The organism is Streptomyces sp. NBC_01296, from assembly GCF_035984415.1.
In the GTDB taxonomy this organism is placed as follows: Bacteria; Actinomycetota; Actinomycetes; order Streptomycetales; family Streptomycetaceae; genus Streptomyces.
On the sequence record NZ_CP130720.1, the window covers coordinates 7,890,880 to 7,907,677 of the forward strand.

Consider the following 16,798-nt stretch of genomic DNA (forward strand, 5'->3'; position numbering starts at 1 on the left):
CGAGTGAAACCCTAGTGGTTGTACGGGCCAACTGGGCGGTGTACGGCCTGAATCGGCTCGGTGGGGCGACTCGGTGGGGTGGCTCAGCCCTGCCGGCTGCTCTCGTCGCGCAGCCAGGTGGAGAAGTCCCCGGTCCGGATGGCCTTGCGGGCCCCCCGGCGGGCGACGAGGGCCGCCACGACGAACACCACGACCCCGGGGAGCAGGCTCGGCCGGTCCCGGAGCAGGGCGCGCAGGTCGCCCGTACCGGTGCGCGCGGACGGCGCATGCGCCCCCTCCGGGCTCCCGGACGCCCCCGCCGCCTGGAAGCGCTCCAGCTCGGCGGACGAGGTCGCCGCCCTGACGCGCCGCCTGATCAAGTCACCCCAGGTGCGCGGCGGATGCACCACGACCCGGGCCGCCTCGACCACGCACCGCTCCTGCGACGCGAACGCGAGGGACGCCGCGAGGTCGTCCGCCATCAGCGGGGGCAGCGCGGCGATCCGCGCGTGCCCCGGCTCGGACACCGCGATGACCCCGCGCCCGAACAGCCCCTCGCGGACGGCCGGCAGCCGCTGCCAGACCCGGTAGTACGCCCGGACCGGCCAGGCGCACCCGGAGAGGGGGATGTCACGGCCGGGCGCCGCGGCGAGGAGGTCCGGACTGGCGGCCAGGGCGCCGGCCAGCGCCCGTACGCCGGCCGCTGCGAACTCGACGTCGGCGTCCACGTACAGGCGGGGGAAACCCCGCGCGTGCTCGTCCCCGATCCGAAGTGCCGTGTGCTTGGAAGGAGTCGGTATCTCCACCACCCGTACGCGAGGGCCCCGCGCACCGGCCACCGCGGCGGTGTCGTCCGTACAGCCGTTGCACACCACGACGATGTCGGGCCCGGAGGCCGGGGCGTCGGCCAGGAGCGCGTCGAGGAGCCGGCCGATGACCCGGCCCTCGTTGTGGGCCGGGATCACGATGCTGGTCACCCCGGAAGTATGCACGCCCGAACACCCGGGCCGACCGTTTCCTCCAACTCTCCACGACGGTAGGCCCGGTGGTCTAGATTGAGCGCAGCCGACCGGATTCGGCGTGCTTCGGCGACGCTGAAATCCAACCGGAGCAGGGCAGTTGGGGAAATGCGGGTTCGGCGGCTTGGGGGAACAGGCCGCCTGCCCGTGGCCGGACCGGCGAGGGGTGCCGGGCGGCCGGGGGGCGGAAAGTACGTCGCAACACGTAGGGCATCGGTCGTGGGGGGCCATCACCGTTTCGGCAGTCACGCACGGGTCGCGCATGCGCCCGGCGCCGGCCGTCGGCGGCACCCCCTTCCTTCGCACGCGTCCCGGCCATGGGTTGTCGATACGCCCTCGGGCGTGCGTCGAAGGAAAGGGAACGCTGTGAAGGAATCCGAGAGGGAACCCGAGAAGGACGCCCCGAAGGGTGCGGGGCGCGAGGCCGCGATCACCGGTGCGTGGCCGGCCAAGCCGTTAGGCGTCGCCGTCATCGGAGCGGGCTACTGGGGCCCCAATCTCGTCCGCAACTTCCAGTCCAGCCCGGGGTTCCGGCTCCGCTGGCTCTGCGATCTGGACGTCGAACGGGCCCGGAAGGTGCTCGGCGGATACTCCACGGTCCAGGCGACCTCCGACTACGCGGCCGTCCTGGCCGACCCGGCCGTCGACGCGGTCGCCGTGGCCACCCCGGCCGGCACCCACCTCGACGTCGCACTGGCCGCCCTGCGCGCCGGAAAGCACGTCCTCGTGGAGAAGCCCCTTGCCGCCACGTACGAGGACGGCCTGAAGCTGGTGACCGAGGCCGAGGAACGCGGCCTCACCCTCATGTGCGACCACACCTACTGCTACACCCCGGCGGTGGCCCGCATCCGCGACATGGTCCGCTCCGGCGAACTCGGCGAGATCCAGTTCGTCGACTCCGTCAGGATCAACCTGGGGCTCGTCCAGAAGGACATCGACGTCCTGTGGGACCTGGCCCCCCACGACCTCTCGGTGCTCGACTTCATCCTCCCGGACAACATCCGGCCCGTCGCCGTCGCCGCGCACGGGGCGGACCCGATCGGCGCCGGCCAGTCCTGCGTGGCCTACCTGACGCTCACGCTCAACACCGGCGCCATCGCCCACGTACACGTCAACTGGCTCTCCCCGGTGAAGGTCCGCACGACGATGGTCGGCGGCTCCAAGCGCACCCTGGTGTGGGACGACCTCAACCCCACGCAGCGCGTCGCGGTCTACGACCGCGGCGTGGACATGACGGCACCGCAGGAGATCGGCGCGGACGAGCGCCGCGACATGCTCGTCTCCTACCGGAGCGGAGACATGGTGGCACCCGCGATCGTCGAGAAGGAGGCCCTGCGCAGCATGGTCGAGGAGTTCGCCGCCGCGATCAGGACGCGGCGGCCCGCGCTGACCGACGGCTGGGCGGGCCTGCAAGTGCTCGACATCCTGGAAGCGGCCTCCCGGAGCCTGGAGTTCCGCGGCGCGGTCGTCGGACTGCGCACCGGGCGCTGACCGCCCGCGGGACCCACCACGGGGACCACCCGCGCCCGCGGCCGCGCACACCGCTGCGGGCGCAGCAGGAAACACCATGACCGACTCAGTAGGGGCAGGGCGTTGAGCAGCGTACGAGGCAAGAGGATTCTGGTCACCGGCGGGGCGGGCACGATCGGCTCGCACGTGGTCGACCTGCTGGTGGACAACGGGGCGCGCGAGATCGTCGTGCTCGACAACTTCGTGCGGGGGCGCACCGCCAACCTGGCCCGCGCGCTGCAGAGCGGCGTGGTGGAGGTCGTCGACGGCGACATCCGCGACACGACCGCCGTACGCAAGGCGACCGAAGGCGCCGACCTGGTGTTCCATCTGGCCGCCATCCGGATCACCCAGTGCGCGGAGGAGCCGCGACTGGCGAACGAGGTGCTGGTCGACGGCACGTTCAACGTACTGGAGGCCGCGGTCGCCGCCGGGGTGGGCAAGGTGATCGCCTCCTCGTCGGCCTCGGTCTACGGGCTCGCCGAGACCTTCCCGACCACCGAGCGCCACCACCCGTACAACAACGACACCTTCTACGGGGCGGCGAAGGCCTTCAACGAGGGGGTGCTGCGCAGCTTCCACGCCATGTACGGGCTGGACTACATCGCGCTGCGCTACTTCAACGTGTACGGGCCCCGGATGGACATCCACGGGCTCTACACCGAGGTGCTGATCCGCTGGATGGAGCGGATCACCGCGGGCGAGCCGCCGCTGATCCTCGGCGACGGCACCCAGACCATGGACTTCGCCGACGTACGGGACATCGCACGGGCCAACCTGCTGGCCGCCGAATCGGACCTGACCGACGAGGTGTTCAACGTCGCGAGCGGCTCCGAGACCAGTCTGCGTGACCTGGCCGTCGGACTGCTGGAGGCCATGGGTGCGGAGGGGATGGTGCCGGAGCACGGACCGGCCCGCGCCGTGAACGGGGTCACCCGGCGCCTCGCGGACACCTCGCAGGCCTCGGGGCGGCTCGGCTTCACCGCCGAGATCGACATGCACCGCGGGCTGCGGGACCTGGTGGACTGGTGGCGTGCCGAACGCGCGGCGGACGCGGCCGCGAAGGCGGCGGCCGGGGAGGCCGGCCGATGAGCGCCCAGGCCCCGGCCCCCGCCCGCATCCCCGTCATGATCCCGTGGCTCGGCGAGGAGGAGGCGCGGGCCGCCGCCGACGCGGTCCTCTCCGGCTGGGTCGCCCAGGGCCCCCGGGTCGCCGAGTTCGAACGGGCCTTCGCCGAGCGGGTGGGCGCCGAGCACGGCATCGCCGTGAGCTCGTGCACCACCGCCCTGCACCTCGCGCTGATCGCGCTGGAAATCGGGCCGGGGGACGAGGTGGTCGTGCCCTCGCTGTCCTTCATCGCCACCGCCAACGCGGTGCGCTACCTCGGCGCCCACCCGGTGTTCGCGGACGTCGAGGAGGCCACCGGGAACCTGACGCCCGACACCGTGGACGCCGTACGCACCCCGCGGACCAGGGCGGTGCTCGCCGTCCACCAGGGCGGGGTGCCGGCCGACGTGCACGCACTCCGTGCGGCCTGCGCCGACTGGGGCGTCCCGCTCGTGGAGGACGCCGCCTGCGGGATCGGCGCGACCGTGGGCGGCAAGTCCGTCGGCCACGGCGCACTCCTCGCCGCCTGGTCCTTCCACCCCCGCAAGGTGATCACCACCGGCGAGGGCGGCATGGTGACCACGGACGACGCCCAGTGGGCAGAGCGGCTGCGCAGGCTGCGCGAGCACGGCATGAACGTGTCCGCGGCGCAGCGGCACGCCAGCAGCAAGCCGATCGCCGAGAGCTATCTGGAGGTCGGCTACAACTACCGGATGACCGACATCCAGGCCGCGGTCGGCCTGGTGCAGCTCGGCAAGCTGGACGCGATCGTGGCCCGCCGCCGCGAACTGGCCTCCCGGTACGGCCGGTTGCTCGCCGCAATCCCCGGCCTGCGCCCGGTCCGGGACCCCGCACACGGCGAGGGCAACTTCCAGTCGTACTGGGTCCTGCTGACCGAGGACTTCCCGGTCGGCCGGGACGAGCTGCTCGCGGTCCTCGCGGAGGGCGGAGTCTCGGCCCGGCGCGGGATCATGGCCTCGCACCTGGAACCGGCGTACGCAGGGCACGGGGCGGCGCCGCTGCCGGTGACCGAGCGGATCAGCCGCGACTCGCTGATCCTGCCGCTGTTCCACACCATGACGGAGGCCCAGCAGGACCGGGTGGTGGCGGTGCTGCGCGAACAGGCCGGCGGATGACCGCCCCGAACGGCCGGACCACCCAGGACCTGCTGATCGTCGGCGCGGGCGGATTCGCCCGGGAGACCGCCCAGGCCGTACGGGACACGGTCGCCGCCGACCGGGAGCGCGGCCGCGCCCCGCGGTGGCGGCTCGCCGGGCACCTGGACGACGACCCGGCCCTGCACGGGCAGGACGCCGACGGCGTGCCGGTACTGGGCGGCAGCGACCTGGTGCACCGGCTGCCGGATGCCCGGGTCGTGGTGTGCGTGGGCAGTCCGCGCGACTACGCGGTACGGGCCCGCCTCGTGCGGCGCCTGGCGCTGCCCGGGAGCCGGTACGCGACTGTGGTCCACCCCACGGCCGCCGTCTCGGGCTCCTCGGTGCTCGGCCCGGGCTCGGTGCTGCTCGCGCACTGCGTGCTGACCGCGGCCGTACGGGTGGGGGCCCACGTGGCGGTGATGCCGCACACGGTCCTCACCCACGACGACACGGTCGGGGACTTCGCGACCCTCGCCTCGGGGGTCCGCCTCGGCGGCGGGGTCCGGCTGGGGCGGGGGGCGTACGTGGGCGCGGGCGCCCTCGTGCGGGAGAACACCACGGTCGGCGCCTGGTCGCTGACCGGTATGGGAAGCACGGTCCTGGCCGATGTGCCGCCCGGCGAGGTGTGGGCCGGAAGCCCGGCCCGCCGGCTGCGCGCGGCGGGGGGCCCGGCGCTCGACGAGCTGCGGGCCGACGGCGAGGAGACCGGCCGGCGGCCGGAGACACGGATGAGGGCCGAGACACGCATGAGGCCGGAAACACGGATGGGGAGCACAGTCGGATGAACCAGATACCGCTCGTGGACCTGAAGGCGGCGCACGCCGAGGTCGCGCAGGAATTACGCGCAGGATTCGACCGGGTGCTGGCCGACACCGCCTTCATCGGCGGTGAGGAGGTCCGCGCCTTCGAGCGCGAGTACGCGGCCTTCGCCGGGGTCGGCCACTGCGTCGGCGTGGCCAACGGTACCGACGCCCTCGAACTCGCCCTGCGCGCGAGCGGGGTGGGCGTCGGAGACGAGGTGGTGCTGCCCGCCAACACGTTCATCGCCACCGCCGGAGCCGTCGCTCGGATCGGCGCCCGGCCGGTCCTGGTGGACTGCCTGCCCGACACCCTGCTGATGGACCCGCAGGCCGCGCTGGACGCGGTCGGCAAGGCCACGCGCGCCGTGGTCCCGGTCCACCTGTACGGGCAGTGCGCCCCCGCGGCGGAGCTGGCCGCGCAACTGCCCCCGTACGCCAAGGTCGTCGAGGACGCCGCGCAGAGCCAGGGCGCCACCCGCGACGGCCGTACTCCCGGCAGCGGCGGGATCGCCGCGACCAGCTTCTACCCGGGCAAGAACCTGGGCGCGTACGGAGACGCGGGCGCAGTGGTCACCGACGACGAGGAGAAGGCCGACCTCGTACGGGCCCTGGCCAACCACGGCGGCACCGCCAAGTACCGGCACGACGTGGCCGGGTTCAACAGCCGGCTGGACGGCCTCCAGGCCGTGGTCCTGCGGGCCAAGCTGGCCCGCCTCGCCGACGGCAACGCGGCCCGCCGCGCCGCCGCCGCCCGCTACGACGAACTGCTGGGCGATCTGGCGGCCGCCGGACGCCTGACCCTGCCGGTCACCGCGGAGGGCAACGTCCACGTGTGGCACCTGTACGTCGTCCGGGTCAGCGGAGCCGACCGCGACGCGGTCGTCGGCAAACTCAACGCGGAGGGCATCGGCGCCGGCGTGCACTACCCGGCCCCGGTCCACCTCACCCCGGCCTTCGGCCATCTCGGCCACGGCCGCGGGGACTTCCCCCACGCCGAGCAGGCCGCGGACCGGATGCTCTCCCTCCCGCTCTTCCCGCAGATCACCGCCGCCCAACAGCAGCGGGTCGTGGACGCGCTGACGAGCGCCCTGCTCTGACGCAGAACAAAGAGGTACAGATGAACAGACGGACAAGGCTGATCCGGTACGGCCTCTTCACCGTGGTCGCGGCGCTCATGACCGCGCTCTTACCGCCGGCGGTGGCGGGCGCCGTGGACCCCTGCGGTCCCGGCACCAACGCGATCGTGTGCGAGAACTCGAAACCGGGCACGCCGATGTCCGACTGGTTCGCGCCCAGCGCCTACGGCGACATCAAGGGCTTCAGCGCCCAGATGAGCGTCCAGGCGGGCGAAACCGTGCAGTTCAAGGTGCAGTCGTCGACCCCGTACCACGTCTCGGTCTACCGGCTGGGCTACTACGGGGGCAACGGGGCCCGCCTGATGTCGACCGCGGCGCAGGCGGCCCAGACCTATCCGGCGAACTTCCTGCCGGGTGGCAACCCCCGAAGCTGCACCACCAAGCCCGCCACCGGCCTGGTCGACTGCGGCAACTGGCCCGCCACGGCGACGTGGTCGGTCCCGTCCGACGCCGTGTCCGGCCTGTACGTGGCCAACCTCGACCAGGCGGACGGCAACGGGGTCATGCCCTACCCGTTCGTCGTCCGCAACGACTCCAGCCACTCCGACATCGTCGTCCAGACCAGCGACGAGACCTGGCAGGCGTACAACGACTACGGCGGCCAGGACCTCTACGGAGGCGGGGGCCCCGCCCCCGACGGCCGGGCCTACGAGGTCAGCTACAACCGGCCCATGGACATCGGCGGAGAGAACGGCCTCTACGGCTCCGAGTACCAGATGCTCTCCTGGCTGGAGCGCAACGGCTACGACCTCAGCTACGTGTCCGGGATCGACATGTCGACTCGCGGTGCGGCCCCGCTGCAGAACCACAAGGTCTTCATGTCCTCCGGACACGACGAGTACTGGACCCAGGACCAGTTCACCAACGCCCTCACCGCACGCCGGGCCGGGGTCAACCAGACCTACTTCAGCGGCAACGAGGTCTTCTGGAAGACCCGTCTGGCCCCGAGCAACGACGGAACCAACACCGCCAACCGGACCCTGGTCTGCTACAAGGAGACCAAACTCTCGTTCCCCCAGCCCAACGGCGTCCCCGACCCGAGCGGCATCTGGACCGGCACCTTCATGGACCCGGCCAGTTCCGCGAACGGACGGCCCTACCAGCCGCAGAACCAGCTGACCGGCTCCCTGTTCAGCGTGAACGGCTACCGCAGCGACGCCATCACCGTCCCCGGCTCCTTCGCCAGGATGAGGCTGTGGCGCAATACCACCGTCGCCTCCCTCACCCCCTCCCAGACCGCGACCTTCCCCGTCGGCACCCTCGGGTACGAATGGGACAGCGACGTGGAGGACGCGGCGCGGCCACCCGGCCAGATCCAGCTGTCGTCCACCACCGTGGACATCAACGACGGCAAACTCCGGCTCGACTACGGCAACACGTACGGGAACGGCACCGCCACGCACAGCCTGGTCGCCTTCCGCGACCAGACCTCGCACGCCCTCGTCTTCGGCGCGGGCACCGTGCAGTGGTCCTGGGGCCTGACCAACATGCCGACGGGCAACCCCGACGACGCGGTGGTCACCGAGGACAAGCGGATGCAGCAGGCGACGGTCAACGTCTTCGCCGACATGGGCGTCCAGCCCAAGTCCCTGCAGAGCAACCTCGTCGCGTCGACCGCCTCCACGGACACCACGGGCCCGGCCATCACGGTCGCCAGCCCGGCGCCCAACGCCACGGTGCCCGCACTGCGGCCGGTGACCATCACGGGCACCGCGGCCGACACCGGAGGTGGCGTCGTGGCCCGCGTCGAGGTCTCCACCGACGGCGGCACCACCTGGAAGGCGACCACCGGGGTCAGCTCCTGGAGCTACAAGTGGACCCCGACCGCCCCCGGGGCCGTGCAGGTCAAGGTCCGCGCGGTGGACGACAGCGTCAACATCGGCGCCACCACCACCGTGCCCCTGACCGTGGGCCCCCAGCAGTGCCCCTGCACCGTCTGGCCGGCCGCGGCCGTACCGGGCACCGTCAACGCCGGGGACGGCAGCGCCGTCGAACTCGGCGTGAAGATCCGCTCCTCGGCGCCCGGCTCGATCACGGGCGTCCGCTTCTACAAGTCCCCGGCCAACACCGGCACCCACACCGGCAGCCTGTGGAGCAGCTCGGGCCAGCGCCTGGCCACCGGCACCTTCACCAACGAGACCGCCTCCGGCTGGCAGCAGCTGAACTTCTCCTCGCCGGTCCCGGTCAAGGCCAACACCACGTACATCGCCTCCTACTTCGCCCCGAACGGCGGATACTCCTTCGACAACACCTTCGCCTCCGCCGACGCCGGGCTCGCCCCGCTGACCGCGCTGAAGAGCGGTACCGACGGGGGCAACGGCGTGTACCGCTACAGCGCCACAGGCGGATTCCCCTCCACGGCCTCGTCCGGCAGCAACTACTGGGTCGACGCGGTCCTGGACACCTCCTCCGCGAGCACCACACCGCCCTCCGTCACCTCCACCACCCCGCAGTCCGCGGCCACCGGCACCGCGATCACCGCGCAGCTGGGCGCCACCTTCAACGAGGGCATCGACGCCGACACCCTCGCCTTCACCCTCAAGGACGCCGGCGGGGCCGCCGTCCCCGGCAACAAGGTCCTCAGCGCCTCCAACAGCGCCACCTTCACCCCGTCCACCGAACTCGGGCTGAACACCACGTACACGGCCTCGGTGCAGGCGGCCGACCTGTGGGGCAACACCATGGCGGCGCCGGTCACCTGGACGTTCACCACCAGCACCAGCCCGCCCACGGTCAACTGCCCCTGCACCCTGTGGGGGTCGGCCACCGTACCCAGCACCCCGAGCGTCACCGACGACACCAACTCCGTCGAACTGGGCACCCGCTTCCAGTCCGCGGTCGGCGGCTACGTCACCGGCATCACCTTCTACAAGGGCCCCGGGAACACCGGCACGCACACCGGCAGCCTGTGGTCGGCCGACGGGACGCTCCTCGCCACCGGCACCTTCGGCAGCGAGACCCTGTCCGGCTGGCAGCAGCTCCACTTCGCCACCCCGGTGGCCATCACCGCGGGCACCAGCTACGTGGCCTCCTACCACGCACCGAACGGCAAGTACTCCGTGGACGGCGGCTACTTCACGGCCGCGCACCGCTCCTACCCGCTGGTCGCCCCCGCCGACGGCAGCGGCGGCGCCAACGGCCTCTACAAGTACGGTGCTTCCGCCGCCTTCCCGACCAACACCTTCGGTTCCGTGAACTACTGGGTCGGCCCCGTGTTCACCACCACGGCGCCGGCGGGCCTCGCGACGGACGGCTCCACGGAGGTGTCCGGCCAGTGAGCACCGTCAGCGTGGTGATCCCCTGCTACAAGTACGGCCACTTCCTGGCCGACTGCGTCAAGAGCGTCCTGGACGAGCAGCCGGGCGTCGACGTACGGGTCCTGATCATCGACGACGCCTCGCCCGACGACTCCGCGGAGGTCGCGCGCGCCCTTGCGGCCGCCGACCCCCGCATCGAGGTCCGGGTCCACGAGCGCAACCAGGGCCACATCGCCACCTACAACGAAGGCCTGCTCGAGTGGGCCGACGGGGACTACGTCGCCCTGCTCTCGGCCGACGACCGGCTGGTCCCCGGGGCCCTGGTCCGCGCCGCGGCGCTGCTCGACGCCCACCCCGAAGCAGGCTTCGCCTACGGCAGGCCGCTCAGGTTCCGGCACGGCGGACCGCTGCCCGCGGCCCGCACCCGGAGCACCGGTTCTGTGGTCTACCCCGGACGGTGGTGGCTGGAGCGGCGCTTCCGGGAGGGCACCGGGTGCATCACCTCGCCCGAGGTGGTCGTCCGCACCAGCCTCCAGCGCAAGGTCGGGGGCTACGACCCGGACCTCCCGCACGCCGGTGACATCGAGATGTGGATGCGGCTCGCGGCGCACGCCGACGTGGGCTACGTCCGGGGGGCCGACCAGGCCTTCTATCGTGTCCACGGCAACAACATGTCCACCACGGACTTCGGCGGGCAGCTCGACGACCTGCGCCAGCGCCTCGTCGCCTTCGACTCGGTCCTGGAGAAGTGCGCCGGCCTGCTCCCGGAGTCCGGCCGGCTGGCGGCCCTGGCGCGGACCCGGCTCGCCCGGTACGCGCTGCGGCGCGCCTACCGCGCGTACGACCGGGGACGCACCGGGGTGGTTCCCGTCGAGGAGCTGGAGGCCTTCGCCGCCGAGTGCCTGCCGGAGTACACCTCGCTCGCCGAGCACCGGGCGCTGCGCCGGCGGCGGCGGATCGGGGCCCGTGTGATGCCGTACCTCCAGCCGCTGGTGCTCTCGGCCGTCGCCGACCGGGGGCGCGAGTGGCTCTGGTGGCAGTCCTGGAAACGCCGAGGGATTTGATGAAGCAGCAGTACCAGCACTACCGACAGCCCCAACTGCACCACCGCCCCGTCCTCGGGGCACCACCGGCCCGGCGGCCCGCTTCCTCAGCGGGCCGCCGCGCCCGCGGGCACCCGGCTCTCGGCCTCGGCCCCGGCCTCGTTCTCCGGACCGGTGTCGGCGCGTTCGCGCCGGCGCCGGTTCCGGCGCGTCACGACCTGATCGGTCCACAGGGCGGCGGCCACGGCGCAGACCCCGGCCAGCAGCACCGTCCCGGCCAGCCCGCGGCTCTTGGTCCCGGTCTGCGCCACCGCCGTCGGCGGTACGAGGAGCGTCACGCTCATCCGGGCCGGCTCCGGGATCTGCTGCTCGGCCTGCAGGTCCGCGAGGCGCTTGGTATAGGCCTCGACGACCTTCAGCACGGCCAGGTTGGCCGCGGCGGGTTCCGTGTGCTCCGCCTGCACCTGGAGCGAGGGGATCAGATAGCGGGGCGTGACGCTGGTACCGCTGTTGCGCGGGATCAGCCGGTACGTGCCCGCCACCCCCGCGGCACGCAACTCCGCCGCCCCGGAGGGGGATTCCAGCTGCTGGACCGCCGCGTACGACACGGCGGCGAGCGGCGGCTGGAGATTGGCGAGCTGGTTCGGCTGGCTGCCGGTCACCGGCGGCTTGAGCACGACGATCGCCGAGCTCACGTAGGTCCGGGTGGGGCGGAGCACCTGCAGGGCCCCGGCGCCCGCGAGCACCGCCACCAGGAGCAGGACGTACCAGCGGCGGCGGAGCGTGCGGAACAACTCACCAGGCGACACAGGATTCCTTCCGTCGCGTTCGATCTTCCCAGGACGCGGGTCGGCCCGCCATCGGTTCCGGCAGGCGCAAGGGAGTGTTCGTGAGCATCGGTGAAATAGCCGCCGTGCTGCGGCGCCGCTGGTACGTGATGGTGCCCCTCACGCTGATCGGACTCCTCGCGGGACTGCACCTGTACCGGTCGGTGCCCGTGGCGTACCAGTCGCAGAGCTCGGTGGCCCTGCTCGACTCCACTGCGGTGGCCGAACTGGCCCCCGCCTTCGGCAACCCCATCTCGAACGCGGGCGGTTCCCTCGTCGTGACCGCGGACGTGCTGATCAGGACCCTGTCCGGGGCCGACGCCGCGCGCGATCTGCACGGCCTCGGCGTGACCGACCCGTACACGGTCGGCTTCGCCGCGAACACCTCGGGCCCGATGCTGGCCCTGACCGTCACGGGCACCGACCGGGCGAAGGTGCTCCAGGAGACCAGTACGCTCACCACCTTCGCCGGCGAGCAGCTCAACGCGCTCCAGGCGGCGGCCAAAGTGCAGCCCGCGTACTTCGTGCAGACCGCCCCCGTGGTGCTGCCGCAGACCCCCAAACCCCAGCTCAAGAGCCGCTACCAGCAGGTGCTGGGCGTCGTCATCGCGTCCGTCACCGCCGGCTTCACGCTCTCCTTCGTGACGGAGACGCTGATGGTGGCCCGCCGCCGCAGGCGCGAGGCCGCCGCCGCGGCCGGTGCACCCCGGGCGCGCGTCCGCCGGAGGCTGCGGGGCCGGCAGCCGGACGCCGCCGCGCTGCTCAGCGGCTACCTGGGGCTGGCCTTCTTCATCCCGTCGAACCTGACCCTGCCGGGCATGGGCGGCGTGGGCACCCCCGCCAACGTGTACGCGCTCCTCGGCCTGTTCTGGTACCTCGCGACCTGGCTGACCGGCCGGATCCGGCCGGCCGCGGGCACCCGGCTGCCCCGCGTCGTGATGTGGCTGCTGGCCGTCTCGGTGCTGGCCTCGTACCTCGCGAACGCCGCCCGCGGCAGCTCGCACAAGGAGGTGCTGGGGGCGGACCGCGGCCTGATCGGGCTGCTCGTCTGGGTGTCGATCGTGGTGCTGGTCTCCGCCGGCATCCAGGACCGGGCCCGCCTGGACGTCCTGCTGCGGCGGGCCGTGGTGATGGGCTCGGTGGTCGCCGCCATCGGCTACTACGACTTCTTCACCGCGACGAACATCGCCGAACACATCAGCATCCCAGGCCTCCACTCGAGCGTCGCGCAGATCACCACCCTGGACCGCGGGGCGTTCACCAGGCCGCGCTCCACCACGGCCCAGCCCCTGGAGTTCGGCGGCATGCTCGCCCTGCTGCTGCCCTTCGCCGTACAGCAGGCCTTCGACCCGGTCCGCAGCCACCTCAGCCGCTGGCGGCGCTGGGGTCCGGTGGCCCTGATGGGCGGCGCCCTGCCGCTGACCGTGTCGCGCACCTCCATCATCGGCGCGCTCATCGTCGTGCTGGTGATGGTGCCGCGCTGGAAGCCGCAGCGGCGCTGGACCGCGATCGGCCTCCTGATGGGCTCGGTGGCCTGCTTCAAGGTCCTCGTGCCCGGGCTGATCGGCACGATCACCACGCTCTTCGGGTCCTTCCTGTCGAACTCCGACAGCAGCACCCAGGCCCGTACCGTCAAGTACAGCGCGATCGTCCCCTACCTGGAGGAACGCCCGCTGTTCGGGCGGGGCCTGGGGACCTTCACGCCGGACCTCTACTTCTTCACCGACAACCAGTACATGCTGACCCTGGCCGAGATGGGGCTGCTGGGGCTCCTCGCCCTCCTGGCGCTGTTCTTCACCGGCATCCACCAGGGCGGAGCCATCCGCCGGCTCGCCGCCGACGAGTCCGACCGGGAGCTCGGCCAGGCGTTCTTCGCCTCGGCCCTCGTCGCCCTGGTCAGCAGCGCCACCTTCGACGCCCTCAGCTTCCCGATGTTCGCCGGGATGTTCTTCCTGACGATCGCCGCCGGAGGCAGTCACCTCGGCTTCATCCGGCGCAGCGCGCCGAAGCCCCGAACCGTGGAGTCCCCATGCCCTCCCGCCGCCACCCGGCCGGATCTCGTGCAGCCGGTCCCGTAGCCGTCCTCGTCGTCACCTGGAACAGCGCCCGGGTGCTGCCCGAGTTCCTGGCCTCCCTGCCGGAGGGCATGGCCGGGCTCGACTGGCGCCTGGTCGTCGCCGACAACGACTCGGCCGACGGCACCGTCGACCTGGTCCGGTCGCTCGCCCCGGACGCGACGGTCGTCCAGACCGGCCGCAACGCCGGGTACGCGGCCGGGGTGAACGCCGCCCTGGAGGCCGCCGCCGGGTGGGAGGGCGGCTTCCGCGCCGCCCTCGTGTGCAATCCCGACATCCGGATGCGGCAGGGCTGCGCCCGGCTCCTCGTCGATGCCCTCGACGCCCCGCTGTCGGGCGGACGCCGGGTCGGGATCAGCGTCCCGCTGCTGTACGAGGAGGACGGCACGCTCCAGCACTCGCTGCGCCGGGAGTCGCGCGTGACGCGAGCCCTGGGCGAGGCGGTGATCGGCAACCGCCGGGCCGGGCGCTTCCCGCGGTGGAGCGAGCTGGTCACCGATCCGTCCGCGTACGGGCGGGCGACCGTCGCCGACTGGGCGACCGGTGCGCTGATGGCCCTCTCCCGCCCGTGCCTGGACGCCTGCGGGGCCTGGGACGAGTCGTTCTTCCTGTACTCGGAGGAGACCGAGTACTGCCTGCGCGCCCGGGACCGCGGCTTCGCCACCCGGCTCGAGCCCGCGGCCTCGGCCGTCCACCTCGGCGGGGACTCGCAGGTGTCGCCGCGACTGTGGACGCTGCTGACCCTCAACCGCGTACGCCTCTACGGCCGTCGGCACGGGGCGGCGGCCACCGCCGCCTTCCGCGGTGCCGTACTGCTGCGCGAGACCTCGCGGGCGGCGCTCGGCCGGCCGGCGAACAGGGCGGCGGCGCGGGCCCTGGCCAGCCCGTCCGCGCTGCGCGCCACGCCCGGGCCCTGAAGGGGCCGCCGGATCACCCGGTGGGCGTCTGCCCGTCCCAGACGGTGTAGAAGCTCTCCGGGTTGACCAGGTAGCGGACGGTGGGCCGGGGCACGTGGCGGACCTCGTGGCGGCGCGCGTAGCGCCGTACGAGCTCCCAGTCCTCGCGCGGCAGCACCTCGGGCGTGCGCCGCAGCCGGCTGAAGTACAGGGACCGGGTGCGGCGCGCCACGAAGGCGTTGGTGTCGAGGAAGGCCTCGCGGGCGGAGCGGCGCCGGTCGAACGGGACGGACAGCACGTCCCGTTCGGAGCCATCGGGCAGCACCCGGCGCAGCGCGGTGTAGACGGCGTCGGGCCCGCCGGGCGGCTCCAGCACCGCAAGGGCCTGCTCCAGGTGGTCGGGCTCCCACAGGTTGTCGTCGTCCAGGAAGGCCACGTACCGCGAGCGGGTCAGCCGTATCCCCACGTTGCGCACGACTCCGGCCGTGGCCGTGTTGCGGGCCAGCGACACGGCGAACAGCCGTGGGTCCGAAGGCAGTTCGGGAAGTCCCGCGCCGTCGTCGACGACGATGACCACCTGGTCGGCCACCGTCTGCCCCAGCGCCGAGCGGACCGCCGCGCGCAGTGCCTCCGGGCGCCGGTGGGTGGCGATCACGGTGGCCACGCGCGCGGCCGGCGGGCTGCCCAGGACGGCGGCGAGCCGGGTGGTCTCGGCGTCCTCGAAACGGCGCAGCCCCACGGCGGACGGGGCGAGCAGGACCTTGTTCCTGGCCTCGAAGAGCACCAGCCAGCCGAAGGCCCGCTTGAGCAGCTCCCAAGGGGCCCGGGCGATGCGGTGCATGATGTCCTCTCGATCGTCAGGGGGCACGGTGTTCAGGAGGTGGGGCCGGGGACGACGGGCCGGCCGTCGGCCGTGCGGTTGCCGTGCCACACGTTCCCGGCACCGCCCGCGTTCCAGGCGGCGACCAGCCCGTAGGCACCCCCGTTGGGGTGGTACTGGGCGGAGAACACGTTGTCCGTGACCTGGATGCCGGTGGCGCCGGGCCCGCCGCCGTAGAGGGCGTACGCCCCGCCGGCCAGCCAGTTTCCGTCCACGGCCACGGAGGAGACGCTGCCCGTGTCCGCGAAGAGCCCGATGGCCGCGCTGGCGCCCTGCTCCACGGGGACGGGGTTCAGCAGGGTGTTGTGGCGGATGGTGAGGCGGCCCTTGTTGCCGCCGCCGCTGATGACGGCGTCGGTGTGCTGCCACTCGCCGCCCTGGTTGCGGAAGGCGACGATGTCGTGCACGTAGTTGTCGTGCAGCTCGCCCTGGCCCATCGAGAGGGCGTTGCCGAACACGGAGACGTCGCACCAGCCGACCTCGATCGAGCTGCCGCCCATGTTGGAGACCGCGTAGTCGACGCCGCCGTTGTCGGGGCCCTTGCCCGGTACGGCGGTGATGGTGGTGTGCAGGACCCGCAGGCCGCTGTAGCCGGGGCGGAGGTTGACCCCCCACCAGTTCGCGGACGTGATCCGGCTGTCGATGATCGTGACGTCGTTGGCGTAGACGTCCAGCGAACCGTGGATGTCCCAGCCCTTGATGACCGTGCCGTCGGTCTTGACGGACATGTTCCCCGTGTCGTGCCGCTCCAGCGCGATCCGCGGGCCGGTGGTGCGGGCGTCGGGGAATCCGCAGGCGCCGGGCGAGGAGCAGGGGCCCGTGGTGGGCGCCCCGCTGGTCCCCGGCGAGGGCGTGGCGGAGGGCGGGGCCGTGCCGGCGGAGGGACTCGGACTGCCCGTGGCGGACGGGTCCGCGGAGGACGAGGGCGAGGACGAGGGCGTGCGTCCGGGGGCGGGGCCGGTGCCGGGGCACTGGAGGGCGCTGTCGGGGCAGGGCCCGGCCGAGGGCTCGCTCACCCCGGTCCGGTCGGCGTCGTACAGGGCCAGGACGACGGCCAGTACGAGCAGGGCCAGCAGCCAGGCCCCCAGGCGCCGCCTCCGGTCGGGTGCCATC

13 protein-coding genes are annotated in these 16,798 nt (G+C 72.8%); 9 read left to right on the forward strand and 4 right to left on the reverse strand.

Annotated elements, in window-relative coordinates; translation table 11 throughout:
* Positions 1 to 83: 83 nt before the first annotated feature.
* Entirely contained in the window at positions 84 to 956 is an 873-nt protein-coding gene (locus OG299_RS35920) for a glycosyltransferase family 2 protein (protein WP_266632498.1), read from the reverse strand.
* A gap of 408 nt (positions 957 to 1,364) precedes the next feature.
* Between OG299_RS35920 and OG299_RS35925 the strand changes: the two genes are divergently transcribed.
* From OG299_RS35925 to OG299_RS35955, 7 genes are all read left to right on the forward strand, one after another.
* Entirely contained in the window at positions 1,365 to 2,489 is a 1,125-nt protein-coding gene (locus OG299_RS35925) for a Gfo/Idh/MocA family protein (protein ID WP_327363792.1), read from the forward strand.
* A gap of 102 nt (positions 2,490 to 2,591) precedes the next feature.
* The gene (locus OG299_RS35930) at positions 2,592 to 3,599 is read left to right on the forward strand and encodes an NAD-dependent epimerase/dehydratase family protein (RefSeq protein ID WP_327363793.1); all 1,008 of its coding nucleotides are present in this window, start codon (positions 2,592 to 2,594) and stop codon (positions 3,597 to 3,599) included.
* Positions 3,596 to 4,750 carry a DegT/DnrJ/EryC1/StrS family aminotransferase gene (locus OG299_RS35935; protein ID WP_327363794.1) on the forward strand — a complete coding sequence of 385 codons (1,155 nt, stop codon included), beginning with the start codon at positions 3,596 to 3,598 and terminating at the stop codon, positions 4,748 to 4,750. Before OG299_RS35930 ends, OG299_RS35935 begins: the two co-directional genes overlap by 4 nt.
* The gene (locus OG299_RS35940; protein ID WP_327363795.1) at positions 4,747 to 5,556 is read left to right on the forward strand and encodes an acetyltransferase; all 810 of its coding nucleotides are present in this window, start codon (positions 4,747 to 4,749) and stop codon (positions 5,554 to 5,556) included. The genes OG299_RS35935 and OG299_RS35940 overlap by 4 nt, the downstream gene beginning before the upstream one ends.
* The gene (locus OG299_RS35945; RefSeq protein ID WP_327363796.1) at positions 5,553 to 6,668 is read left to right on the forward strand and encodes a DegT/DnrJ/EryC1/StrS family aminotransferase; all 1,116 of its coding nucleotides are present in this window, start codon (positions 5,553 to 5,555) and stop codon (positions 6,666 to 6,668) included. The genes OG299_RS35940 and OG299_RS35945 overlap by 4 nt, the downstream gene beginning before the upstream one ends.
* Positions 6,669 to 6,688: 20 nt before the next feature.
* Positions 6,689 to 9,985, forward strand: a complete 3,297-nt coding sequence (locus OG299_RS35950) for a DUF4082 domain-containing protein (RefSeq protein WP_327363797.1) — start codon at positions 6,689 to 6,691, stop codon at positions 9,983 to 9,985.
* Entirely contained in the window at positions 9,982 to 11,028 is a 1,047-nt protein-coding gene (locus tag OG299_RS35955) for a glycosyltransferase family 2 protein (protein WP_327363798.1), read from the forward strand. Before OG299_RS35950 ends, OG299_RS35955 begins: the two co-directional genes overlap by 4 nt.
* Positions 11,029 to 11,114: 86 nt before the next feature.
* Here the strand turns inward: OG299_RS35955 and OG299_RS35960 are convergent, their stop codons facing one another.
* On the reverse strand, positions 11,115 to 11,801 hold the full coding sequence (locus tag OG299_RS35960) for a hypothetical protein (RefSeq protein ID WP_266632510.1): 687 nt from the start codon (positions 11,799 to 11,801) through the stop codon (positions 11,115 to 11,117).
* 95 nt (positions 11,802 to 11,896) lie between these two features.
* Between OG299_RS35960 and OG299_RS35965 the strand changes: the two genes are divergently transcribed.
* Entirely contained in the window at positions 11,897 to 13,912 is a 2,016-nt protein-coding gene (locus OG299_RS35965; protein WP_327363799.1) for an O-antigen ligase family protein, read from the forward strand.
* Complete coding sequence (locus OG299_RS35970; RefSeq protein WP_327363800.1) at positions 13,864 to 14,826, forward strand: glycosyltransferase; 963 nt, start codon at positions 13,864 to 13,866, stop codon at positions 14,824 to 14,826. Before OG299_RS35965 ends, OG299_RS35970 begins: the two co-directional genes overlap by 49 nt.
* Positions 14,827 to 14,839: 13 nt before the next feature.
* On the opposite strand, the gene OG299_RS35975 is transcribed toward OG299_RS35970, so the two are convergent.
* Positions 14,840 to 15,646, reverse strand: a complete 807-nt coding sequence (locus OG299_RS35975) for a glycosyltransferase family 2 protein (RefSeq protein WP_327363801.1) — start codon at positions 15,644 to 15,646, stop codon at positions 14,840 to 14,842.
* Positions 15,647 to 15,678: 32 nt separating this feature from the next.
* Entirely contained in the window at positions 15,679 to 16,797 is a 1,119-nt protein-coding gene (locus OG299_RS35980) for a hypothetical protein (protein WP_327363802.1), read from the reverse strand.
* Position 16,798 lies beyond the last annotated feature (1 nt).

Coding starts and splice junctions, on each gene's coding strand:
- OG299_RS35945 (WP_327363796.1), top strand. CDS start 5,553: ATGAACCAGATACCGCTCGTGGACCTGAAGGCGGCGCACGCCGAGGTC.
- OG299_RS35970 (WP_327363800.1), top strand. CDS start 13,864: ATGCCCTCCCGCCGCCACCCGGCCGGATCTCGTGCAGCCGGTCCCGTA.
- OG299_RS35940 (WP_327363795.1), top strand. CDS start 4,747: ATGACCGCCCCGAACGGCCGGACCACCCAGGACCTGCTGATCGTCGGC.
- OG299_RS35980 (WP_327363802.1), bottom strand. CDS start 16,797: ATGGCACCCGACCGGAGGCGGCGCCTGGGGGCCTGGCTGCTGGCCCTG.
- OG299_RS35935 (WP_327363794.1), top strand. CDS start 3,596: ATGAGCGCCCAGGCCCCGGCCCCCGCCCGCATCCCCGTCATGATCCCG.
- OG299_RS35975 (WP_327363801.1), bottom strand. CDS start 15,646: ATGCACCGCATCGCCCGGGCCCCTTGGGAGCTGCTCAAGCGGGCCTTC.
- OG299_RS35950 (WP_327363797.1), top strand. CDS start 6,689: ATGAACAGACGGACAAGGCTGATCCGGTACGGCCTCTTCACCGTGGTC.